22 protein-coding genes are annotated in these 21,602 nt (G+C 58.9%); 17 read left to right on the forward strand and 5 right to left on the reverse strand.

Annotated elements, in window-relative coordinates; genetic code table 11:
- Nucleotides 1-38 precede the first annotated feature (38 nt).
- The 12 genes from FG94_RS08950 to FG94_RS09000 all read left to right on the forward strand — a co-directional run bounded on the left by FG94_RS08950 (nt 39) and on the right by FG94_RS09000 (nt 10,878).
- Entirely contained in the window at nt 39-518 is a 480-nt protein-coding gene (locus FG94_RS08950; protein WP_036210028.1) for a PRTRC system protein E, read from the forward strand.
- Nucleotides 519-523: 5 nt separating this feature from the next.
- Nucleotides 524-733: a PRTRC system protein C gene (locus tag FG94_RS08955; RefSeq protein ID WP_036210031.1), complete on the forward strand. Its 210-nt coding sequence runs from the start codon at nt 524-526 to the stop codon at nt 731-733.
- Nucleotides 734-1,037: 304 nt separating this feature from the next.
- Nucleotides 1,038-2,129 (forward strand): PRTRC system protein F, encoded by a 1,092-nt coding sequence (locus FG94_RS08960; RefSeq protein WP_036210034.1) that lies wholly within the window; start codon nt 1,038-1,040, stop codon nt 2,127-2,129.
- A 10-nt stretch (nt 2,130-2,139) separates the two neighbouring features.
- A complete protein-coding gene (locus FG94_RS08965) occupies nt 2,140-2,889 on the forward strand; it encodes a PRTRC system protein B (RefSeq protein ID WP_051996362.1) in 750 nt (249 codons plus the stop codon).
- Nucleotides 2,889-3,494, forward strand: a complete 606-nt coding sequence (locus tag FG94_RS08970) for a PRTRC system protein A (RefSeq protein WP_036210037.1) — start codon at nt 2,889-2,891, stop codon at nt 3,492-3,494. The genes FG94_RS08965 and FG94_RS08970 overlap by 1 nt, the downstream gene beginning before the upstream one ends.
- Nucleotides 3,491-4,297, forward strand: a complete 807-nt coding sequence (locus FG94_RS08975) for a PRTRC system ThiF family protein (RefSeq protein ID WP_036210041.1) — start codon at nt 3,491-3,493, stop codon at nt 4,295-4,297. The genes FG94_RS08970 and FG94_RS08975 overlap by 4 nt, the downstream gene beginning before the upstream one ends.
- 125 nt (nt 4,298-4,422) lie before the next feature.
- On the forward strand, nt 4,423-5,457 hold the full coding sequence (locus tag FG94_RS08980) for a phosphoadenosine phosphosulfate reductase family protein (RefSeq protein ID WP_051996363.1): 1,035 nt from the start codon (nt 4,423-4,425) through the stop codon (nt 5,455-5,457).
- 361 nt (nt 5,458-5,818) lie between these two features.
- Nucleotides 5,819-6,067, forward strand: coding sequence for a hypothetical protein (locus tag FG94_RS08985; RefSeq protein WP_051996364.1), 249 nt, complete (start codon nt 5,819-5,821; stop codon nt 6,065-6,067).
- Nucleotides 6,068-6,077: 10 nt separating this feature from the next.
- Nucleotides 6,078-6,203, forward strand: coding sequence for a hypothetical protein (locus FG94_RS28450; RefSeq protein ID WP_267872334.1), 126 nt, complete (start codon nt 6,078-6,080; stop codon nt 6,201-6,203).
- Nucleotides 6,204-6,378: 175 nt separating this feature from the next.
- Entirely contained in the window at nt 6,379-7,401 is a 1,023-nt protein-coding gene (locus tag FG94_RS27875; protein ID WP_152570918.1) for a hypothetical protein, read from the forward strand.
- 122 nt (nt 7,402-7,523) lie between these two features.
- On the forward strand, nt 7,524-10,631 hold the full coding sequence (locus tag FG94_RS08995; RefSeq protein WP_036210046.1) for an SNF2-related protein: 3,108 nt from the start codon (nt 7,524-7,526) through the stop codon (nt 10,629-10,631).
- A 7-nt stretch (nt 10,632-10,638) separates the two neighbouring features.
- On the forward strand, nt 10,639-10,878 hold the full coding sequence (locus tag FG94_RS09000; protein WP_036210051.1) for a hypothetical protein: 240 nt from the start codon (nt 10,639-10,641) through the stop codon (nt 10,876-10,878).
- Nucleotides 10,879-11,029: 151 nt separating this feature from the next.
- Here FG94_RS09000 and FG94_RS27880 read toward each other — a convergent pair whose 3' ends face one another.
- The 5 genes from FG94_RS27880 to FG94_RS27225 all read right to left on the reverse strand — a co-directional run bounded on the left by FG94_RS27880 (nt 11,030) and on the right by FG94_RS27225 (nt 14,444).
- Nucleotides 11,030-12,967, reverse strand: coding sequence for a cold-shock protein (locus tag FG94_RS27880; RefSeq protein WP_036210053.1), 1,938 nt, complete (start codon nt 12,965-12,967; stop codon nt 11,030-11,032).
- A gap of 68 nt (nt 12,968-13,035) precedes the next feature.
- Nucleotides 13,036-13,500: a hypothetical protein gene (locus FG94_RS09010; RefSeq protein ID WP_152570919.1), complete on the reverse strand. Its 465-nt coding sequence runs from the start codon at nt 13,498-13,500 to the stop codon at nt 13,036-13,038.
- Between the two features lie 68 nt (nt 13,501-13,568).
- Nucleotides 13,569-13,766, reverse strand: a complete 198-nt coding sequence (locus FG94_RS09015; protein ID WP_036210059.1) for a hypothetical protein — start codon at nt 13,764-13,766, stop codon at nt 13,569-13,571.
- Nucleotides 13,759-13,971, reverse strand: a complete 213-nt coding sequence (locus FG94_RS27220; RefSeq protein ID WP_152570920.1) for a hypothetical protein — start codon at nt 13,969-13,971, stop codon at nt 13,759-13,761. The genes FG94_RS09015 and FG94_RS27220 overlap by 8 nt, the downstream gene beginning before the upstream one ends.
- Nucleotides 13,968-14,444 carry a hypothetical protein gene (locus FG94_RS27225; protein ID WP_036210062.1) on the reverse strand — a complete coding sequence of 159 codons (477 nt, stop codon included), beginning with the start codon at nt 14,442-14,444 and terminating at the stop codon, nt 13,968-13,970. The genes FG94_RS27220 and FG94_RS27225 overlap by 4 nt, the downstream gene beginning before the upstream one ends.
- 225 nt (nt 14,445-14,669) lie before the next feature.
- On the opposite strand from FG94_RS27225, the gene FG94_RS09025 reads away from it, so the two are divergent.
- The 5 genes from FG94_RS09025 to FG94_RS09050 all read left to right on the forward strand — a co-directional run bounded on the left by FG94_RS09025 (nt 14,670) and on the right by FG94_RS09050 (nt 21,597).
- A complete protein-coding gene (locus tag FG94_RS09025) occupies nt 14,670-15,479 on the forward strand; it encodes a hypothetical protein (RefSeq protein ID WP_152570921.1) in 810 nt (269 codons plus the stop codon).
- A complete protein-coding gene (locus FG94_RS09030) occupies nt 15,476-17,284 on the forward strand; it encodes an ATP-dependent helicase (RefSeq protein ID WP_081925885.1) in 1,809 nt (602 codons plus the stop codon). Before FG94_RS09025 ends, FG94_RS09030 begins: the two co-directional genes overlap by 4 nt.
- Nucleotides 17,285-17,458: 174 nt before the next feature.
- Nucleotides 17,459-18,445 (forward strand): CpaF family protein, encoded by a 987-nt coding sequence (locus tag FG94_RS09035; protein WP_036210073.1) that lies wholly within the window; start codon nt 17,459-17,461, stop codon nt 18,443-18,445.
- Between the two features lie 43 nt (nt 18,446-18,488).
- A complete protein-coding gene (locus tag FG94_RS09040) occupies nt 18,489-18,800 on the forward strand; it encodes a hypothetical protein (protein ID WP_152570922.1) in 312 nt (103 codons plus the stop codon).
- A gap of 328 nt (nt 18,801-19,128) precedes the next feature.
- Nucleotides 19,129-21,597, forward strand: coding sequence for a VirB4 family type IV secretion system protein (locus FG94_RS09050; RefSeq protein WP_081925886.1), 2,469 nt, complete (start codon nt 19,129-19,131; stop codon nt 21,595-21,597).
- Nucleotides 21,598-21,602: the final 5 nt, after the last annotated feature.

Below are 21,602 nucleotides of genomic sequence, written 5' to 3' on the forward strand. Positions count from 1 at the left end.
CCTCGTGGCGCTTTTTCTAAAATTCTTAGGAAACCACCATGTTCACGCAACTCGATTCCATCATCACGGAAGAAACCTCCCTGACCCTCAAGCTTTCGCGCGGGGCAAACGGCACCCTCAAGGTCTGCGTCATGCCGACCACCTCCAGCAAGAACCCAGCCCTGGCTCAGCCGCTCGCGATGGCAGCGACTCCGGCCGAACTCGACGCCGGCTTCGCTGACTTGATCACGACCTACCAGACCAACCGCCTGAGCCTCACCGCCCAAGTGGCTGCGACGGCGGCGATCCTGGGCGAGGCCACGAAGAAGGCTTCGGACAAAGCAGTGAAGGCGCTCAAGACCACCAGCACCCCGAAGCCAGCCGCGCAAGCGACCGGCAACGACGGTGAAAGCGGCGAGGGCGAAGATCACGACGATGCTGTCGGCGACACCCTCGACACCTCGGCCAACACGGCGAGCGAAACGGCACCGGCTGCAGGTTCGTCGGATCAGAATGACCTGCTGGCGCTGCTGGGATAATCATCATGGCAATCGAAATCCAAAAGCTCACCCGTACCTTCTCGTTCAACGGCGTCAACCTGCCCGATCCGGGGCCGGACTTCACGCCAGAAGAAGTGAAGGACGTCTACGTCAACATGTACCCTGACCTGAGCACTGCGGTGCTGCAGGAGCCGGAAGTAACCGGTGACCAGGTGGCATACAAGTTCGTGCGCAACGTCGGCACGAAAGGCTGAAGTGCTTCGTCACCAGATCGATTCGATTCTGCGTGGCGAAACCCCTACCTGGCTCCAGCCGGGTGGGGGGCGAGCCGTGATCCTCGTCGACGAGCAAATGACCAGCTGCTCCACGGCAGTAAAAAAGTTACTTGCACCCTCGACCAGGACGGCCCGGCCACTGCAGCTGGCTTCCTCGCAACTACCGCCGATTTTCTAGCGGTTCCTCCCCCGATTTATCGGGGGCTTTCTTCTGCCCACGCATAAGAAAGCCCTCTGGCTTGCTCCTTCTCTACCGCTATGCGGACACCGTACAGGAGTAGCAATGCAACTCAATCCAACTGAAATGAGCGTCCTCGCAGAGGTCGCCAATATCCCGCAACTGCCTTCTCTGGCATTTCAACTTCCCTCCATCAGCGCGGCCGTGCCGCACTTCGCAGAGATTGTCGTGCGCGAGGTCGATTACGCCTCGTTCGCGCGGGCACTCGTTGACGCCGGCGTGATCACGCCCGAAATGATCGGCCCAAACGCAAGCACGCCAAAGTGCATCCTCGAACACGGTCTTCGGGCCTGGTTCAAGGAGCGTACCGACCGCATGCAGTACCTCAAGTTCGACGTCCGTGTTTTTGATGCTGTGGCGGCAGGCGAGATCCATTTTGGATACGAGCATGAGCCGACGGAGTACAAGAATTGGGTGTTCGGCCTGAGCGGCTACGAAACGTCTGAGGTTCGCGTCGCCGAGCCGGTGGCGCTGGCACTGGAAAAGAAATGCCCCGGTCTTTTTTATTCCGCGTTTTCCGAGATGGAAGGCGCCGGATGGAAGACCGCCGACATCCTGACTCCGATGATGGTCATCGATCAGACAGCGTCGTACCAGCTATGGGACGGCGACTTTTCCGAAATGCCCACCGACGAAGACGCCATGGCTGATCTAATCGATCGCTACGGCGAAGAAGCGCACCGGTATCTTCCCAGCACGCTGATGAAGGTGTGGGGGCAGGGCTTCTGCTTCCCTCGGAAAGGCCAGCGTGCGCTGGGTAAGCGCAAACTGCGAAAGCTCACCAAAGGGCGCGACAAGCAGGTGGCAGCCGTCGCACGCCAGCTCATCAAACTTCTCGACGCCAAGCAGTACGTCGAGGAGTGCGGAGCGCAATTTAGCGGCCCCGGCGGCGAGCCCTTGTTCACCGCGTGCTCCATCGGCTTTAACCGCGACGACCGTTACACCGAATTCATCGACTCCCATGTGAATGGTGTTTATGAGTCGGGCGAGTATTCGGAATTCCTCTCCATCAACGAGTTTCCATCCGATCCGAACGAACTCGACAGTTTTTTCATAAAACTCGACGCACTGTTTCGGCTCATGGCCGAGGTAGACGCGCTCATCCCACTTCTCTCTATCGGCGACGCCGACATGTAAGGAATCTGCAATGTACGACTTTTCAATCCATGCAGGCGACACCCGCCTGAAACTGACCGGGGCACTGCTCCTGTATTCGAATCCGAACGACGCGAGCACGATCACGTATGTGACCAAGAATGAAGTGCGTGATGTTGGCACTCCCGAGGCGCCGAACCAGCAAATCATGGGCGGCAGCGCCATCACGGCCGAGGCCTTGATCGCGATGTTCGAACAGCTCACCAAAACCCATTCGCTGAACACTGACATCCTCCCGGAGAATGTCGTGAGCATTTCAGCTGAACACATGGTGTGGTGGCTGCCCGAGGGCAAGCGCCGTGCATTCTTCAATTGCCGGGAACTGGGCCAGCGTTGGGGCAACCTGCCTCATCCGCCGCTCCTGTTCGTGGTCGTGAAGGAGTCGTGGTATATCTTCGCACTGCCAAAAAACGAGCGTCCTAGCGGGGAAACAGCCCTCTGTCACGCTCCATACTTCAACGTCAACGACAACCATTCGATCTGCACCGGCACCGCAAACATCCCCCGCAAGGCGGCTGTCTCAGCGATTCCGGACTGGGAGGACGGTTTCTTTGATTCCGAGTTCACGCACCCCAACGGCCGCATCAAGAAAGCGTCGCACCCTCGTGGTGAGTATGCGATGTGGAAGGAACTGCTCGATGGTGGCGTCTATGAGACGTTCCCCATGCAGTACCTGGTACCGGCTGAAAAAACGCTCAGCGACGTTATGGTCGAAGTGCGCAAGAAGCTGGGGGCAAAGTGATGGACAAGCGCGATGTCGTACTCCAACGCGTCTGCCCGATCGTGGCCATGCCGAAGTTTTCGCCGCTCGAGCCGCTGGCTCAAAACGGCGAACGCATCGTGATGGCTGCTAACGGCACGTTCCTCGAAGTGCGCCGCAGCTGGGCGCGCTTCGTTCGCAAAGTGGGGGAGGTCAACACTGTGGTTCCCTTCGGCACGCTGGAGGAATCCACGACCTACTTCACGCCGAAGCTTCCGCGCGAACTTCTCCAGGAGTTCATACAGTGGGCTCGGCAGGATAGTCATGTCGAAATCGGCGCCAACATCGTCTGGAATGAAGTGTCGCAGCAGTTTCGACTGGTTCGCTCGGGCACGGTGCATGGCACCCGCTCCAGCCTCGACTACAAAATTCCTGACCTCGATCCGAACGAGCAGATCGTCATCGACTGCCACTCGCATAGCACTGGCAAAGCCTTCTTCTCATCGACCGATAACAAGGACGATGCGGACGCGGTAAAGATCGCCTTCGTAGTCGGCCACTGCCACCTTCCGCAACAATCCGTGAAAATGCGCCTCTGCATCAGGGGCCAGTTCACGATCCTACAATTCCAACTGGACACCCCATGAAGATCACCCACACTGCAAATCCACGCCTGTTTCGCCAGGCTGTCAGCGTTACCGTCGTCGGCGCCGGCGGCACGGGGTCTGCCCTGATCCCGCGCCTGATGCAATTACATTTCGCAATGCTCGAGCTCGGCCATCCGGGCGGCCTGAACGTCACGCTGTGGGACGACGACGTCGTCTCCAAGTCCAACATCGGCCGCCAGTGCTTTTTCCCGGCCGACGTTGGCCAGCACAAGTCCTCGCTATTGATCAACCGCCACAACGTGGCGTGGGGAACGGAGTGGAGGGCTGTGACTCGCAGGCTGGAGCCGAGCCACAAGATCGAGTCCGACATCGTTATCGGTTGCGTAGACTCGCGCAAGGGTCGCGCTGCAATCCTGCAAGCAGTTCGTAGCCAGCACTGCTACTACATCGACAGCGGCAACGGCGAAGATTCGGGACAGGTCGTGCTCGGCGAGATCTTGCCTCACTACAGCAATTCTCCGCGGCTGCCGCACGTGGCCGATCTCTTCCCAGAGATGGTCGACGTTGCGCTCGACGCAAAGGACGACAGGCCAAGCTGCTCGGTGGCCGAAGCCCTGCAAAAGCAAAGCCTGGTCATCAACAACGCGATGGCGCAGGAAATCTTCAATCTGCTGTGGATGCTGTTCAGGCATGGCAAGCTGGATTACACAGGTCGTTTCGTCAACCTGAAAACCGGCATGTCCAACCCTATTCGCGCCGACACGGAAGTGTGGAAACGTATGGGGTATGTCTCCGAGCATCCCTTCGTAAAACCGCAGCCGGCTGAAAAGCTGGCAGCTTGAACCAGCGCCACCCTTCGCGGGGTGGCGCGGTTTCTTCTCCCCGCCTTATCCCTGCACAGCAGAGCTAAGTCACCTGACTTCTCCGAATTTTATCGCCGGCCTCCGGCAAGGAATTGGAGAAAAGTATGTTTGAAATAGTCGCTGAAAATGAAACCGACGTGCTCGATGCCATCACAGACAGCACGCTGGAGTTTGACCTGCACAGCTATTCTATATACGCCCTGCAAATGTCAGGGGGCAAGGATTCGGTCGCATCTCTTCTTGCCCTGCTTGAAGCCGGTGTGGATCCTGCAAAAATCGAATTGCATCACCAGCTCGTCGACGGCCGCGAAAGTAAGTTGATGGACTGGCCAATCACCGAAGGGTACCTGGTCGCGCTGGCCAAGGCATTCAACATGCCGCTCTACAACAGTTGGCGCGTTGGCGGCATCGAAGCCGAAATGCTGCGGTGCGAGTCTCGCACCGGTGCCGTTTCCTTCGAAATGCCTGATGGATCGGTGCGTACGGTTGGCGGCGACGGCGGGAAGCTGGGCACGCGCCTGAAGTTTCCGCAGGTCGGCGCTGATTTACGAACTCGCTACTGTAGCGGGGTGGCCAAGATCGATGTCTTCGCACGCGTCATGACGAACGACCCACGATTCCAAAACACGCGCACCTTGGTAATCACTGGTGAGCGTGCAGAGGAATCGTCCAACAGGGCGAAGTACAAGACCTTCGAACCGCACAGGACAGACTTGCGCAACGGCTTGAAAGTCTGGCGCCATGTCGATCACTGGCGTCCAGTTCATTCCTGGACTGAGGCGCAAGTGTGGGAAATCATCCGCAAGCACCGGGTAGCTGCCCATCCTGCCTACCACCTTGGCTGGGGTCGGACTTCGTGTCGAACTTGCATTTTCGGCAACTCCGATCAGTGGGCAACGATCCGCACGTACATGCCCGACGCATTCGAGCCGATCGCATCGTACGAGCGCCAGTTCAAGGTGACGATACATCGCACCCGGACGGTGAACGAGCAGGCAGATTTGGGTACCCCATACCCATGCACGTTCGAAATGCTGCAAATTGCTGAAAGCCGCGATTACCTCGGCCCGATCATCCTCCCAGAAGGCGAATGGAGGCTTCCGATTGGGGCCTTCAAGGACGGATGCGGCCCGACCTGATTTAACCTGCAAACAAACCCACGCCGCCCCTCCCGGGGCGGCCGTGCCATCAATTCGCTTGCCCGCCGGAAATGACGTTGCTACAATGCGTTTGTCGCTCTGTCGGCATATTTGTACCGCATCACCCCATCGCACGCTGCTCAACCGGCGCACCACCTCCCGAAATCTCCCACGTTGCGACTCAAGCTCGCTCGACGTTCCCACGCCATCTATCAGCTCATCGTTGTAACGACCGACGAGCCCTTGCTCAATCCTTTCATCGTCGCATTGCGGCATTGATTTGAACGCCTTCACAGGCCCCTTCAACAACCTCTACCTGGAATCAACCGGAGAAAGGATTTTTTTAAAAAGGCGGTACAAAATGAGCAAGAAAAAAGACCCTTGGTACTTCATCATCTTCGAACTAGCAACCCACTTCGTTGTGGGCATCTGCTGGTTCCTGGCCGTGATGCTACCTGCTGTCATCATCTACAAAACGAACGAGTGGCTGGCTGCATTCGGCATTAAAGGCATCACGATGTGGGTGCTGTACGTGCTGGAAACCATCCTGCTCTTGTTTGACTTTTACTGCGCTTGCAGGTACATTTATCGCAAGACTAAAGGCCATTAAGGAGTAGGACATGAGCGCCCTCATCCAGCACATCGCGAAAGTAGCTGTCGCAGACACCAAACTGTACTTCGAACCGTTTGTGGCTGTGTTCAAATTCATCAAGAATGACTTCAACCGTAGCCCGGTGAAGAACTGATGTTCTGACAAGATTCTGAGACTTTTGTCTCTGCGTGCGAACGGCCCTTCTCTTCGGAGTTGGGCCGTTTTCCTTTCCACTCACCTTCCTCCCGCTTCTCAGCGTCCAGCTGACAAGCCCTCTCGGGCACCTCCATTTTTCCCAGCCGCACAGCGGCATGAACTTGGAGATGCATATGCAAACCGTACAAACACCCCAAGGCATGATTACGCCTCGATCGGGGCTCCCCAGCAACAACACTGAACTGGACGACGAGCTGCTCGCCCTGGTCAGCGCAGCACGCCCCCGCTCAGCAACGATGGCGGCAGCACCTACAGCAGCGCCGGCACCTATGCCAGAGCCAGCACCAGTGCCGCAGCTGGCGCCAGAAGCAGCGGCAGTGCCGAAGTCCCGCAATCAAATCTTTACCGCATACCTGGAATTCGAACGTGAACTGAGCAGGATGTCAGACGATCAGGCCCACCTCCAAAAGTTACTTTTTGGGGAGGACTGGTCTACCATCGTCGATCGGCCAAGTACGCAAGGTATCTACCGCGTGGCCGAGCAAGCCATCACGAACCTGATCCAGATCGCTCAACACCGCTTCGCTCCGGCCGGCGTTGTTCTCGACATCAGCAAGCATGAAGTCCTGGAAGCGACTGGCATGACCCGCTGGAGCGAAGAATATCACCGGCCTAGCCGGCGGGGCGAACGAAGCGAAGTCGATTCGGCACCGCCTGTCGACCTGGACAAGCTGTGGAACTACCTCGAGGCAACCTACGGTGGGGATGCAGGCATTCAGCGAGCACATCGCCAGAATGCTAACTTCATCATCAAGGAACTCAGGCTGGACGGGGAGAGCGAGATGAAGCGCACTGCCAGTTCAGTGTCATGCTTCCGACGCATTTACGCCAGCAAGAAGGACTACGGCCGGGACATTGGTCGATACGACTTTGGCCATAGTTCGCGCGACTGGCTGGTCCAGCTTTTCAAGGGCCTGGCCTGTGCGTTCGAATGGACTGAGATGGATCAGCTGTCGATCGAACTGGCACCGGTCCGCCACGGAATCTGCAACTACGACTTCACTTTCAAGCCCCGCGATCGCCATAGCTTCACCGGGCTGGATATCGTATTTTTCAAAGAGCAGATGGAATTCAAGTGGTCACACGCAGCCGCTGAGAAACTGATGCTGTACCTCGGCACCTTCGGACAATCCTAACCCTTCAACCCGCATCGTTCGATGCGTTCCAAGCCCCTCGGGGCTTCCCTATCGATCGCCGATAGGCAAGCTCTACGCCTGCCAGATTACCCCGCCAGCTACTGGCACTGACAGGAGATTTCATGCAATCGCAATCGCAACAATGGTATGCACCCCTTCGCAATCTGGCCAGCCTCGGCAGTCTCCGCTCCAAGATCCGGCATATGGGAGATTTGGCGGAACAGCGCCGGCAGACTCTCTCGCAATACTTCACCCCCGATGACGTCGCATCCTGGATGTGGGCGTTCATCGGCAACCTCGACATCACCTCGATCCTCGACAACTCGATCGGCTCGGCACGCTTGCTGCAGTTTGCAGAACCGGGCAAGCACAAGATATTCGGCGTCGACGTGCACGCTCCAACGGTCGATGAAGTCAGGCGCGTAGTTTCCGAAGCTGGCTTCGAGTGCGAGATCCTTTGCGCTGGAATGGAAAACGTCCGACCAGTCGGCATGGATTGCGCGCTGATCAACCCGCCATTCAGCATCTCGCTGGAATCGGTTGGGCTCAAGGCTGAGGAAGGCTTCACGCGCATGGGCAGGCTTGGACCGGACACCACTGCTACCTCTGATGAGTACGCAGTGATTCAAGCCCTCAAGGCCGCTCGCGTCGTCGTGGCCCTGCTGCCGCGCTCCAGTGCCGACGCAATTCGTGCCGGCGCTGGTTGCTGGGCGTCGAAGAAAGTGCAAACGCGCCTCCGAGGGGTGTTCGACCTGCCGGCCGCAACCTTCAAGGAGGAAAATGCCAACGTCCTCACTTCAGTTGTGGTGTTCGGGGAAAGCGCCAACAAGCGCCTGCCCATGCACCGCGCGGTGGAATCTTTCGACGAGCCGGTACCGGACCTGGGCCTGCTCGATCCAGAGTTCAAGAAGACCCGCCCGGCCGACCTTCGCTACCAGCTTCTCGATGCGACGGAACCGACTATCACGCTGCCAGTTACGGGAAACCGTACCGTGCAGATCGCGCTCGATGGACGAAAAGTCCGACTGCGGTATTTCTGCGGCCTGACACAAGCCATGGTTGCAAACGATGTGCTCGACAAGCGAATCTATTCGACCGAGCATCACAGGCTTCCAAAAGGCGTCCAGTTCAACGGACAGGGAAAGCTGGACGTGGAAGCCTATCTACTCCAGGACGAGCCCATAGCCGCGTTTCAGGGCTTTGTGGAGGCAATCCGTGCAGCAGGCGGTGAACCGGTCGTGCAGCCTGGCGTTTTCGAGACGCTGGAACGCAAGGTCCGGCGCCACAGGAGGGCGGTCATGGCCATGAAGCACACGATCTACACGAAGGGTGCATCGAGCATGGCCAGCCTCGTCGGCGTTTCGAAGCGCACGCACAACGTCAATCCAACGAAGTGGCTTTCGCCTGTGATCCAAGCAGGCGAAGAGGTCGAGTTCACGCGGGCAGAGCAGGGCGGCTACGAGTACCAGAAGAACGGCAAAAGCTTCCTCATCAATACCGACGAGCTTGAGGCCAACTACGTGCTGCAGGGCGCCAGCGAAGGCTGGCAGATCGTGCACGAGGGTCTGCTGAAAGCGTATCCGCTCGAGGCAGCTCGGCTCCGCAAACGTGCAATCGATCTTGGTATTCACCACTGGCTGAGCTGGGATTTTCAGCTGGATGACTTGATCGAGCTAACCATGCAGCCCCATGGCGGAATCGCGGCATGGCAGCAGGCCTGCGGGAAAAGTCGATTAAACGCTGCGCTGATCCTGCTGTCGGGGGTGAAGCATGGCCTGATTGTCGTAGAGTCGCGCCTGATCGATGAGATGATCGGGCAGCTGGCACGCATCGGGATCGCAGGCGAAAAGGTATGCGTGATCGACGCTACAGCGAAGCTGTCGCAACTCAAACAGATCAACGTCATCTCGTATGAGCGGCTGCGCATGCTGGTCGATGAAACCGCCTCCAAGCGGCTGACGTACGCCCACAAGCTGCGACGCAAAATCGGCTTAGTATGCGCCGACGAAGGCGAACGCCTTGCCAACTTCGACAGCGACCAATCACGCGCGCTTTTTCAGCTCGCAGCACGCAAGCGATACATCTCAACAGGGACCCCGATCGCTAACTATCCGCGCGACATTCATGGGCTGCTGCTGTTCACCATCGGTGACGGCACGGCGGCCCAGCGGTACGGCTTCCGTCGAGGTTACGCAGAAAAATGGTGGATCTCGAGCATGCAGCACTCGTGCCGCGGCGTCGACAAGATCCGCGATGACTACCTGGTGGTCGAGTGGGTCACGCACGCATTTTCCGAGACGCTGCGCGAAGGTGCTAAGCGCGAGATACCGAAGATCGCGAACGTCGAGAAGTTCCGGGAATGGCTGGCGCCGCATGTCAAGCGCCGGCTCACCGCGGAGCCGGAAGTGGCTAAGCATATCCAGTTGCCGCCGGCAGTTTTCGAAACTGTGAACGTGGAGTGGGACAGCAAGCACCTCGCTTACTACCTGCAAGCCGCCGACGACTTCGCACAGTGGTACCGCGATCGCAGCGACAGCGAGAAGCGAAACAACTTGGCGGTCCTGCTGGCGAAGCTTCAAGCAGTCCAGATCGCCCTGAACATTCCGCAGCGCGGAGTCGAAGGCCTCGGGGCGTACACTGGGATGACTTCAAAGCAGCGTGCGGCGGTGGACTACCTGGTCGGGCTGTCTGCCGAAGGCAAGAAGGGACTGCTGTACTGCGAGAACCCGGACACCATTCGGCTCCTTCACAGGGAGCTGGCGGCCAGAGGAATCAAGTCGGTTCAGTTCCACGGTGGGATCAGCATCAAGCAACGCGTGAAGGCGAAGGACGAACAGTTCATCGCCGGCGACGCTGATCACCTGCTTGCCACAAAGAGCAGCGCCAAGGCCGGATATAACCTTCCCTGCACAGATGTTGTGATCTTCTACGATCGCTCCTGGAGTGCAAAGACAGAGGGTCAAGCGATGGCACGACCACGGCGAGTAGAGCGGAAAGAACCGGTCAAGGTGGTGTACTTCCATCTCGCCGGCTCGCTCGATATCTACCAAGACCAGATGGTCGCATTCAAGCAGGACAGCGCAGATGCGGGCCTCGACTGGGCAACACCAGTTAAAGAAGATGAGGAATTCCTGCACCTGTCGACCGTCCTGGCCAACTTCGTGGATGACCTCGCGAAGCTCAACAACCTTTCCGCGCACGAGATGCGGAAAATTCTGAAAGCAGCATAGGAGCAATATGGAAACTTCTACCGAAGCAAATGTCCACCTGGGCGAAGGCATCGTCGTCGTGCGCCGGAAAGGATCATCGTCGCCGGCGATCGCCAACGTCCTCGGCAGCGTGCCAACCGAAACTGGAACCCTGCTGTATCTGGATCGGTTGATTCACAAGCCATACGAAAGTGAACTCGGCGGCTACGCGATTAAGGGAGCAATCTCGAGCATCGTCATAGTGCCGAACGAACTGATCGCAGCTTGAAGCAAAAGCACAGAGGAGGCAGTCTGCCCCTCCGTGCATCGCTCGCACTTCGCGAGCCGAACTACACAAACAAAAAGGCCCACTCTCATGTTTGAGGGTGGGCCTTTTTTTTGCCTGTACGGCGAGTCGCCGCGAACGCCGGCGATGCGCGTTACACGGTCAAACCAACCAGCCGCACGTTCTTTGCGATCGGACCGCGCGTCGACGTCGCTGGGTCGAATTCAACCTCGGCGCCGGTCGCCGGTGGATCGCCTTTTACATAGTTCGCGTTGAAAAAGTAGTCATTGCCTTCGCGGTCCTTTATGAAGCCGAAGCCCTTCTCGACGTTGAAGAACTTGACCTTGCCTGCCTTGCGCGTTGAGTCCGCGGCAATCTGCTGCGCGGAGGCCTGGCTGCGAAGCGCCGCACGCTGCCCCACTTCGGCCCGGGCTGCCGCTGCCGCGCTCTGCACTGCCGCATCGAGCGCACCGATCGACTGCGCACGCTCTAAATCCCGGTGCGCGGTCGGCGTCGCGACACTACTTTGATCTGCTGCGAACGCCTTGAGGCGGTCCGCCATGCTCTTAGCGACGCCATCGGCCGAAGCCATAGCAATGATGCTGCGGCGGCCGTCCTTGCCGAAGACAACCGACACGATATCCGTGACCCAAACGCGAAGCGTCGCATCCTCGATGCGGGTAAGCGTCGAACTGGATTGGGTATGGCCCTTGAACTGGTTGCCGATTGCGATCTTGCTGGTTTGGTAGGTACCACTGGTTTCGATCCAGTAGATTCGGGACTTGAACTGCATGCGCGACCACAAAAGATGGGCGGTCTTGTGGCATAACACCACGACCAGGCACAGCGCAACTACCACGAGCATGACGCGGCTGATTTGCATGCGCTGCATCGTCTCGAAGTTCGACGCGTAGTAGGCAGCGATCGAGCTAGCGGCGGCCGCACAGATCACACCCCAGGCGCCCAGCGCCAGCAGCAGGCGGGAAGAAGTTACTTTTACTGCCTCGCCCCAGGTGCGGAACTGCGTGGTGCTGGTTGGCACGGGCTGCGTTTCCTCAACGATGTAGCCGCCGAACGATCCGCGCTCGCCTTCCGATACATCAGGCGGGATATTGGCATAAGCACGGTTCGGAATCGAGCGCTCCCAAGACGACTGAAAATCGCGGCTGATGGTCGTCCAGAGCTGCGCTGGCGCGCAGTTCATAGCGATCGTGGTCTGCTCGCACGAAACGTCCGTATGCGAAGCGCGGTCGAGGCGGGCAGTGAGTGCAAAGAAGAACAGCAACGAGGCGATCAGCGAGCCGACCAACAGGAGGGCAGGGGCGATCCACATAGGCGGGATGGATAGCGCCGGCAGCACGCGAGGGATGACCACTGGCGCCATGATCGAGAAGAACACCAGGCCGACCAGTTTCCACAATGCTCCATTCGCGGTGCTGGCCTGCGCCTGTGCATCGGGCGTGGCGTCCATGCTGAGGCGATCTTGCTGCATGAACGGAGTCAAAAGCGACAGGCCCGACATAGGCAGGAAAAGCCAACTTGCCACACCTTCGTGCGGAGTGCCGGCGAACACGAAGTACGACACGGTCAACGACAGCAGCAATGCCGCCATCGACAGCAGCGAGTGGAAGTGCAGAACAGCCGCGGCCTGGATCGGCGTGGGCGACGTGATCAGGTCTTTGACCAGCGAGTAGAGGACGCCGTTGAGCGCACCCTTCGGCTCAGGGAAATCCAGAGCACGGTGGCGCATCGTGTCGAGCAGTTCTTCGGTACCCACTCCCACGCCACATGCTTTTACGGGAAGCTCACCCGCAAGCCCGTTGGGGAATTTTCTACCGAGCCAAAACCGGACTTGAGACAGGGCCTTGATCAGCATCTTCACCGACACGCCACCCAGCACCATCGCCAGTCCCAGGGTAACGGCGGCGAGGGTGTCGCTCTGTGTTTGGAAAAGCTGCTTCGCAGTCAGGGTAACGTGGATTGCGCCGACCATCAGAATGGCGGCCGTCACGAACATGAACGTGTTGGTGAACTTGAATGGGTTGGGAAAATCGTTGAGCAGACTGTCCGCGCTGTTGAATTCGTAACTCATGGTATGGTCTTTCAGTGGTTGGTACTATCACCATTAGACCACTGAAATTCCACAGTGCAACTTCGTTTTTATCCGATCTTCGCCAACATTCTTCCAATCGCGGCTTCGCGCGTGGTGTCGTTCGCGACGAACACACACCGCCTGGATCGGCGCAGGGCGGAAATTAAACCGGGAAGGGCAGCTTCCCGTTCGGAATGCAGGCCCGGTGTCCAAACGCGCTTCGTGGTCTCGCTACGGCGCTCTAGTCGCTGCTGGCGCAACTGGGCTGGCGTCCAGATGACGCAAAATATCGTGTCTGCTGGTAGGAGGTCGATGTGCTCGACGCAGGACGGGAAGCCATCGAGGATCGCCTTGGGCGGCTTGGTGGCGTACTCGACTAGTTTCCTTGCCGTCGACGTGCTCAACGCAGTGCCGGCGCGTTCGCGCCGCATCGCCATCATCAGCGCAGCCGGAACGTCTGAGGGGAATTGCCCTGCCTGCGCCAGCCGACGAAGCATCCCGACGCTGGCGTGCTGAAAGCCATGCGCGATCATGTCGGCTCCGATCGTGGACTTGCCGCTACCATGCCGGCCCAAGAGGCAAAGGAGGGTCATCTACCCACCTATTTCTTCAAGCGCTCGCCAGCCAGAACCATGGACTCGCGAGCGGAAGTAAGGTGCGTGGTTGCCAGTGCAAGTTCCGGCTCCAGCTCAGGGAAGCTTTTCAGCACCCGCCTGATCGAACTGACGCATTCCTTGATGTTGTCCTGACCATCGGCCAGGTGTTCTTTAGCGACGTCTGCGCCGATGGGGCTAGCCATTTTGTTCTTCCTGCTTTTTTATAGTGGTACTGGGATTTAAAGATTGCTTGATTGCGGTGCCGATCTGCTCAATGACCGAGAGCGCCATACCTATCGTCTGGATCGTGTCGGTCGTAGCCAGCACGCAAACCAATCCAAGAGCGAAGATACCTGCGCGAAGCCCGAGCATCTTTGGCGACCGGCGCCGGCGGCGCCCGAACTTCATTTGGCATCACCAATCAGTTGGACATCTACCTTAGCGGTATCGGGTTGCTTCTCACCTAGGCCGACAGCTGCCGGCGACGGTTTCGCCTCGCTCATCAGGACCACGCTTACGAGGCTTTTTGACTCTTCGCTGGACTGGGGTTTCGGTCGGGCCGCGGGCCGCGCTTCTGGAAGCGGGAGCGCCGGCCCAATAGGCTCGGGCATTGGCGTGAACCGTGGGGGAGCAGGCGCAACAAAGGCTGTGGGTGCGCCTGGCGCAGCGCCATCAACCATGGCCGGCGAGGAAACTGGCCGATTGTCGAGCTGGACTTGAAGCACATAGAGATCGCGCTTGAGCAGCGCAATATCGGCTTTCGAGTGGCTCACCGTGTCCAAAACGTCGCGAACTTGCCGATAGCACTCGTTCGTCACCAATACGAGCGCGACGATCGCCGCAGCACCAGCTGCGCGTGGCAATAACCGCTCTTTGTTCACGACCCCTCCTTTTCTGATGACGGGACTGTACCAGCGGAGCTAAAAATTGCCACAGCGAAATGTCACACAAATTTAGTCTGAATCGAGGTCGCGCCCTCTGTCACGGGTATGGCGGCAAGCCGACAGACTGAATTCCTGCGAAAAATCGTGGGGGTTTCGTCGCTGGAAGGTATGAAAGGCACGGCAGCATGTTGCTTCCGAACACTTTTTTACCCCGAGGCACACATGGACATCGCTGAAAATGGATTGAGCAGTACCGAAGCACGCAACACGATCGCCGAACTCGACATGGCGTCGAACATGGCTGAACAGGCACTGGACGATACCCGCCCTGCGCCGGCTGCGAACACCGTCGACGAGCAGGTGCTGGGCGCCGTGTCGGCCGCCAACGTCGACATCCTGCGCAACAAGGCACGTCGCCAGCGTGAAAAGGGTATCGAGAACCTGGCCCGCCGCCACGAAGGTGTCGCGTCGCTCATCACCCGCGCCGAACTGAAAGAACGTGTCGTCGCCTCGGCGTTCGAGCGCTACTTCGCCACCATCGAGACCGGCATCCACGTCATCCACAAGAGCGGCGCCATGTTCGTCGGCGAAGCAGCCGCAGCGAAGCTGGAGCAGTCGATTGTCGATCGCATCGCCAGCATGGAAGAGCGCATCGACGGTGAGCTCGCCCGCATCCGCGTTTCGCTGGCGGTGCACGAATCGCGCGCTGACTGGATCAAGCCGACCTACACCCGGGCCGCGGCCGACCATGAAGTCCAGCTGCGCACCCGCCTGGCCAACCGCGTCCTGCAGGTCTTCCGCAAGCAGGACGAATTCGTCGTCGTGCTGAACCAGCTCTGCTGGAACGACGAAGCCGAGAGCGACGCCATCGAGATGGAAGAACTCAACATCAAGAAGGAAATGCGCGGTCTGGCGCAATTCATCAGCCGCACGCTGCGCGGCATGCGTAACAAAGTCCAGCCGAAGGAAACCACGGCGGACGCCTCGCAAGACAACGACGGCGCACCTGCGAGCGAGAAGCTGGCAGCGTGAACGACATTCTTTCGGAACTCAACCCCCAGCAGCGCGAGGTAGCGCTGCATGTGGGTCATTGTCTTTCGATTGCATGTCCGGGGTCAGGCAAGACAAAGATGCTGGCAACGAAAGCCGCAACGCTTCTGAACGAAGGCGAGAAGGTCTGCGCCGTGACGTTTACCCGCGATGCTGCCCTCGAGCTGCGCGAGCGCACGATGAAGCTTGCCGACCCTCGCACCAAAGCCAACCTCCTGGTTGGCACGTTTCATAGCGTGTGCATGCTCATGGCATCGCCACGCAAGCACAAAGGAGAATTTGGGCGGGCGATCCTGCAAAAGATGCAGTCCCCGTTCACGGCGCCGTGGAACCTTGTAAAAGAGGGTGTCCGCATAGGCTACGTGATCCGAGCGATCCGCGAGAGCGGCTTGAAGATCCAGGCGCGTGACGCCACTCCAATAATTGAGCTGGCCAAAGAGGCCGGCAGCATCCCTGAGAGCCTTGACCCTGAGCTTCAGGAGATGGTGCGTATCTACATCAAGCTGATGGAAGAAGCGCACGTCATCGATTTCCAGGACATTATCCTCAAGACCAACCTGGCGCTGCGCGACAAGTCGATGTCGCCTCTGCCCGTCGACCATCTGCTGGTCGATGAATATCAAGATACCGACAAGGCCCAGTACGAGTGGACGGCGCATCACGGCCGCGCCGGCGTGGCGCTGACAGTCGTTGGCGACGACGACCAGTCCATCTACGCGTTCCGCCGCGCCTTGGGCTACTCCGGCATGGAGCGCTTCGCCAAAGAGTTCGGCGCCCTGCAAGTACAGCTCGGCATCAACTACCGGTGCCGGTCTGAGATTCTGGGGGCCGCAGAGACGCTCATCAGCCGCAACACTGAACGAATTCAGAAGCGCCTTTTTGCCCAGAAGGGGGAGGGCGGAGTGGTCACGTGGGAACGCTTCAAGGACGCCTCTACCGAGTATGCAGCGGTCGCCGAGGAAGCCGCCGGCGCCCTGGCCGAAGGGGCGTCGTTCGCTGTCATCTCGCGTACCAACGACGAGTTGACCCTGCTGCAGGCGGCCATGCACACCCGCGGCGTCCCGCACCGCAAAACGGACGGACGAAGCATTTTCGACTGCCCAGAGGTGCAGGTCTATGCCGCACTGCTTCGTTCGCTCATCAAACCAGCGAGCAACGACCTGGATCAGGTACTCGCATGGGCGGGTATGGATAGCGAAGACGCCGGCAAGATTCGCAGGCTGTTCGGGACGAGCATCATCATCGGCAGCAAAGAAGACTTCCAGAACGCCGGCATCTCGGAGCGGGGCATTGACATCTGGCGCACATTCGCCAAGCGGCACGCTGCATGGACAGCTCAAAAGCAGCAAGGCCACCTGGCCACCGTCAACTACGGCGTCTACGAGTGGCTCGGGGAGACGCTGCAAAAGCCGCACAACCCGGCTGTGCTCGACGCTGCGCACCAGATGTACGAAGTGGACGGGTCAACGCTTGAGGATCACCTTGCCAAGATGCGATCGCGGGAATTGAGCCAGAGTCAAGCTGACAAGAAGGAAGCCGAGGACCAGGACGCCGGACCAGTGGCCATGCTCACGACTGCGCACGGCTCCAAGGGGCTTGAATTTGATCGTGTCTGGATTGTAGGTCTGCAGGCCGGGTCGTTCCCATCCGAGAAAAGCTCGCTAGAAGAAGAACGCCGGTTGATGTTCGTGGCAATGACTCGAGCCCGCGAGGCGTTGTTCATCTCGGGTACGAAAGACAAGAAACCGAGCATGTTCGTCATTGAGGCTGGCATCGCAACCAGCTAAAACAGGGTTCAATTCTTGCAGGCCGTTTTCGATTTTCTTTTTTAGTTCAGACACTTACATAAAAACACCGATGGACACCGTGTCCATCGGAAATTTTCCTGCGGCAACAAATAGCCTCGAAAATTGCCGTGCTTTTGCGAAATCGCAACTCGGCATGTACACCACAATCTAGCGATGCTGAAAACCGAAGAAATTCAAGCCGTCCTCTCTGACCAACTTCGGCCGGTCAAGCCCTACATGGATCGGAAGGACGTAACGGAGTTGATGATTAACCCTGGCGGCCACGTGTACGTGGAAGCCAAGGGCATCATCACCTATGAAGGCCAGCTTCTCACGTCAACCGCGATCGACATGGCGCTGACGGCGGTGGCCAAGTTCGTAGGGCAGGATGCTCTCGCGGGTTCCAAGTCGGCACTCGTTGGCGCCAGTATCGACGACATGCGTATCGCTGGCGCGAAAGCGCCAACGTGCCCGGATGGTTCATTCCTGACCATTCGAAAGCACCAGGACAAGGGCGACCGCCCGACGCTTGAGCGACTGATTGAAATGGAAGCACTTACCGCAGCGCAGGCTGAAAAGTTAGTTTCGCTCGTCGTTGACCAGCGCCTGAATTGCATCGTGGCCGGCGCTACTGGCTCCGGCAAGACCACGCTGCTCAACGCGCTTTTGAGCCGCATTCCAGCCAGCGAGCGCCTTATCACGATCGAAGACTCGCGTGAAATGCAGCTGGCCGTGCCGAACGTGATCAACCTGCTGTCGAACCCGTCGAACAACATTCACGCCCGGGACCTCGTGCAGCTCGCGATGCGGCTCCGCCCTGATCGCCTCATTCTAGGCGAGACACGCGGCCATGAGACCTATGACCTGATCAGGGCATTCAACTCTGGCCACCCTGGCTCTGTATCGACCATCCACGCTGACTCGGCTGAGCAGGCGCTGGATGCGCTGGAAATGCTTTACCAGATGAGCCTGCCGCCGAACGCCTCAATGCCGCCGGAGCTCGTCAGGAGATACATCGCCAAGTCCGTCCACCTCGTGGTGTTCGCGGGCCGGCGCAATGTCCCACAAGGGAACGTCATCAACGTGGTTCGACGCATCGAACAAATTTGCTTAGTTAAGGGAGTGGAAAATGGAGAGTATGTTTTTGAAGATGTCGCGTAAGGTAAAAAAGCACCACGCGTTCCTGTCGCATGCGTATCAGAACATGCCGCACAAAGCCAAGGCCGCCGTGAAGACCGTCGCCGTTGGCGCGGTGATGATGACGCCGCAACTGGCGTTCGCTGCCGGCGCCACTGACTTCTTCTGCTACATCTCGGAATACTTCAAGAGCATCGTCGGCGGCGCTGCGCTGGTCGCGCTTCTGATGTGGGCCATCGAGCACATCTTCGGGGTGGCCAAGCTCCACGACGTCGTGATCAAGGTCGGTATCGCCGCCGCTATCGTCATCGGCGCCACCACGATCATCGCCAAGTCCGGCCTCACGCCGCCAGGCTGCGGGCTGGCACTGGGCCTGTGAGGGTCTCGGTAGTAAATAGGGCGCTGCTGGCGCCCCGCCTGAACAACGGCGTCACTAACAAGGCTCTCGGGCTTTGTTGGGGGCCTGGCGCATTCGTCGCCTTCCTCCTGGCGTCCGAGGTCGGCATTTGGTGGGCGGCGATCCCCCTAGTCATCTCTGCCGCCATCCATGCTGCCCTTAGCTGGGCGTTCAAGAAAGACCCGCGGATTTTTTCCATGTACACGCAGTACGCGATCATGGCGAAGCGGTACCACCCCGATTCCCGGGAAAAGCTCCCTGCACCATTCGAGCGGCCACACAAGGTCGCTCGCGGTCTGCGAATGTAAATATGCTGAAAATTAGATTTCGTGAAGAGGACGGAGCTGACGTCCACCCGCTGCAGGCGCTGTGCCCGTGGCTCAATCACGTAACGCCTGGACTGGTCTTGAACAAGGACGGTTCGCTGCTCGCGGCGTTCGAATACCGCGGCGTCGATCCTGACGATCTGTTCGACGCTCAGGTCGACTCGTACACCGAACAGATGCAGAAAGTGTTCTCCCGGCTCGATAGTCGCGTGACCGCGTGGTGGATCGTGGACAAGCGCCGCGATCCAAGCTACGTGCCAGGCGACTTCCAGAACCAGACCGCCGCCGATCTGGACGAAATCTATTCCGAGCGCTTCAAGAGCGGCATGCATTTTTCGACCCGCTACACGCTATACCTGCTCTACACCGGAAGCACAGGCAGCGACAAGTTCTTCGACCGGGTTGCACGCATCCAGTCGGAAAAGGGCGTCGCCGTGGCGGCCGCGCTCATGGGAGCACTCAAGGAATCCCTCTCGGGCCGAAAAGCGTTTGCGCGCGATGTCGGCACGCTGCGCGATAACATCATTTCGTTTGAGCGCACGATTGCCGGTTTCATCAACGCAGCGCCGATCAAGATGAAGCGGCTCGAGGCCGACGATTTCACGTCGGCGCTCGGCGCCGTACTCAATCGCGCCAGCAACGCGACGCGCATGAAAAAGCCGGAAAGCGCAATGCTCGACGCCTACCTGCCGCGCAACTATGTCGCGGCCGGCCCAGACCTGATCAAATTCGAAGGCAGCCAGCGTTCCACCTTTGTCGGCGTGGTCGGCATCAAGGGCTGGCCACCGTCGACCTCGCCGATGCTCTTCGAAACACTGGCGGCGATGGACATGGAAATGACGATCTGCCAAATTGTCCGGTTCCTTGACGCTGGCGAGAGTGCCGCGACGATCAATCCGGCCATCGAGTATTACCATCTGACCCAGTACGGCCTGATCACGCACGCGATCGCGAAAGCCAGTGGCAGCGAGCCAGAGGCGAAGCCCGGAAAAGAATCGATGCTGTACGCCTGTAAAGAGGCGCAGGAGCGTATTGGCGCCGAAGGCGTCACCTACGCCTACATGGCCATGTCGGTCTTCGTCTATGGCGACACGAAGGGCGAACTCAAGCGCAGCTGTGACCGCGTTATCACGAACCTCGAAAACAACGGCTTCACAGCCGATCGCGAGCGCATCAACGCGATGCCAGCCTTTGCCGCGCTGCTGCCTGGCCAATGGGCCACTCAGTCGCGCTACGACTTAGTGTCGGTCGAGAACGTGGCCGACGCGTGCCCTATCTACACGATGGACGAGGGCCGGCGTGAGCACGCCTTTTTCTCGAAACAGGTGTTCCGCAAGCCAGTGCCGCAGCTGGCCGTTTTCGGCAACCGGTACGGTGGCCGCTTCAACTTTAGCTCGCACGTCGACCAGGTGGGCCACATGCTCATCATCGCCCCGACAGGCAGCGGAAAATCGACTTTCGTGAACTTCTGCCTCTCGCAGTTCCAGCGCTACGGCAGTGACGTTCGCACGATCGTTTTCGACCGCAATCGAAGCTGCGAAGTCGTGACGAAGCTGCACGGAGGCCAGCACATCGATCTCAAGAAGCGTAGCACGCGCCTGAACCCTCTGGCCATGATGCGCGACGGTACCGACGATGGGCGAACCTGGGTGCGCGAATTCATCCTCAGGCGTTTTGCCGAGGGCGGCTTTATCGCCGACACCGACGACCGCCAGAATCTGGACATGGCGCTCCAGCAGCTCGCAGACGGCGACGGGCCAGTCAGCATGAGCAAACTTGCGGTGCTCGTATCCAAGCGGCTTGAGGCGCAGCTTGCAGAGTGGCTGCAAGGGCGGCCATACGGAATGTTCGACAACGAAGAAGATGACCTTTCGCTGTCGAACTGGACGACCATCGAGATGGCGTCGATCCTTTCGGTCGACCGCATTGCCCGCGCGTTCATCGACCTCGTGTTCCGCAAGATCTTTACCCAACTCGATGGCAGGCCGACCTTCATCTACATCGAGGAAGCCTCATTCCTGGTGAACGACCCACGCTTCGCGCCGATGATCGCGGAGTGGCTCAAGGCCATCCGGTCGCGAAACGGCTTCTTGTGGATGACGATTCAGTCGCCCGAATCGGTCACGAACGCTGAGATGTCGGCAACGATCCTGGACAACATTTTCTCGTTCCTGCTGCTCCACAACAAAAAAATCGAGTCGCACCGACACCACTACCGCGACAACTTCGGCTTCGAGGATCATCAAATCGACATGATCGCCGCGCTGCAGCCGAAGCGCGACTACCTGCTGATCCAGGACGGTCACGCCCGTGTGATGACCACTGAGTTCACGCCGGCAGCGCTCGCATATCTCCGCTCCGAGAAGGCGGTCCTGAATGTCTTCGACAAACACGAGGCCTCCAACGAGCCGGAGTGGAAGCGCGACTATCTCAACGAAGTTCGTTCGATGTAACTACA

This window comes from Massilia sp. LC238 (assembly GCF_000735635.1).
GTDB lineage: Bacteria > Pseudomonadota > Gammaproteobacteria > Burkholderiales > Burkholderiaceae_D > Telluria > Telluria varians.

Coding starts and splice junctions, on each gene's coding strand:
- FG94_RS08950 (WP_036210028.1), top strand. CDS start 39: ATGTTCACGCAACTCGATTCCATCATCACGGAAGAAACCTCCCTGACC.
- FG94_RS08955 (WP_036210031.1), top strand. CDS start 524: ATGGCAATCGAAATCCAAAAGCTCACCCGTACCTTCTCGTTCAACGGC.
- FG94_RS08960 (WP_036210034.1), top strand. CDS start 1,038: ATGCAACTCAATCCAACTGAAATGAGCGTCCTCGCAGAGGTCGCCAAT.
- FG94_RS08965 (WP_051996362.1), top strand. CDS start 2,140: ATGTACGACTTTTCAATCCATGCAGGCGACACCCGCCTGAAACTGACC.
- FG94_RS08970 (WP_036210037.1), top strand. CDS start 2,889: ATGGACAAGCGCGATGTCGTACTCCAACGCGTCTGCCCGATCGTGGCC.
- FG94_RS08975 (WP_036210041.1), top strand. CDS start 3,491: ATGAAGATCACCCACACTGCAAATCCACGCCTGTTTCGCCAGGCTGTC.
- FG94_RS08980 (WP_051996363.1), top strand. CDS start 4,423: ATGTTTGAAATAGTCGCTGAAAATGAAACCGACGTGCTCGATGCCATC.
- FG94_RS08985 (WP_051996364.1), top strand. CDS start 5,819: ATGAGCAAGAAAAAAGACCCTTGGTACTTCATCATCTTCGAACTAGCA.
- FG94_RS28450 (WP_267872334.1), top strand. CDS start 6,078: ATGAGCGCCCTCATCCAGCACATCGCGAAAGTAGCTGTCGCAGACACC.
- FG94_RS27875 (WP_152570918.1), top strand. CDS start 6,379: ATGCAAACCGTACAAACACCCCAAGGCATGATTACGCCTCGATCGGGG.
- FG94_RS08995 (WP_036210046.1), top strand. CDS start 7,524: ATGCAATCGCAATCGCAACAATGGTATGCACCCCTTCGCAATCTGGCC.
- FG94_RS09000 (WP_036210051.1), top strand. CDS start 10,639: ATGGAAACTTCTACCGAAGCAAATGTCCACCTGGGCGAAGGCATCGTC.
- FG94_RS27880 (WP_036210053.1), bottom strand. CDS start 12,967: ATGAGTTACGAATTCAACAGCGCGGACAGTCTGCTCAACGATTTTCCC.
- FG94_RS09010 (WP_152570919.1), bottom strand. CDS start 13,500: ATGATCGCGCATGGCTTTCAGCACGCCAGCGTCGGGATGCTTCGTCGG.
- FG94_RS09015 (WP_036210059.1), bottom strand. CDS start 13,766: ATGGCTAGCCCCATCGGCGCAGACGTCGCTAAAGAACACCTGGCCGAT.
- FG94_RS27220 (WP_152570920.1), bottom strand. CDS start 13,971: ATGAAGTTCGGGCGCCGCCGGCGCCGGTCGCCAAAGATGCTCGGGCTT.
- FG94_RS09025 (WP_152570921.1), top strand. CDS start 14,670: ATGGACATCGCTGAAAATGGATTGAGCAGTACCGAAGCACGCAACACG.
- FG94_RS09035 (WP_036210073.1), top strand. CDS start 17,459: ATGCTGAAAACCGAAGAAATTCAAGCCGTCCTCTCTGACCAACTTCGG.
- FG94_RS09040 (WP_152570922.1), top strand. CDS start 18,489: ATGCCGCACAAAGCCAAGGCCGCCGTGAAGACCGTCGCCGTTGGCGCG.
- FG94_RS09050 (WP_081925886.1), top strand. CDS start 19,129: ATGCTGAAAATTAGATTTCGTGAAGAGGACGGAGCTGACGTCCACCCG.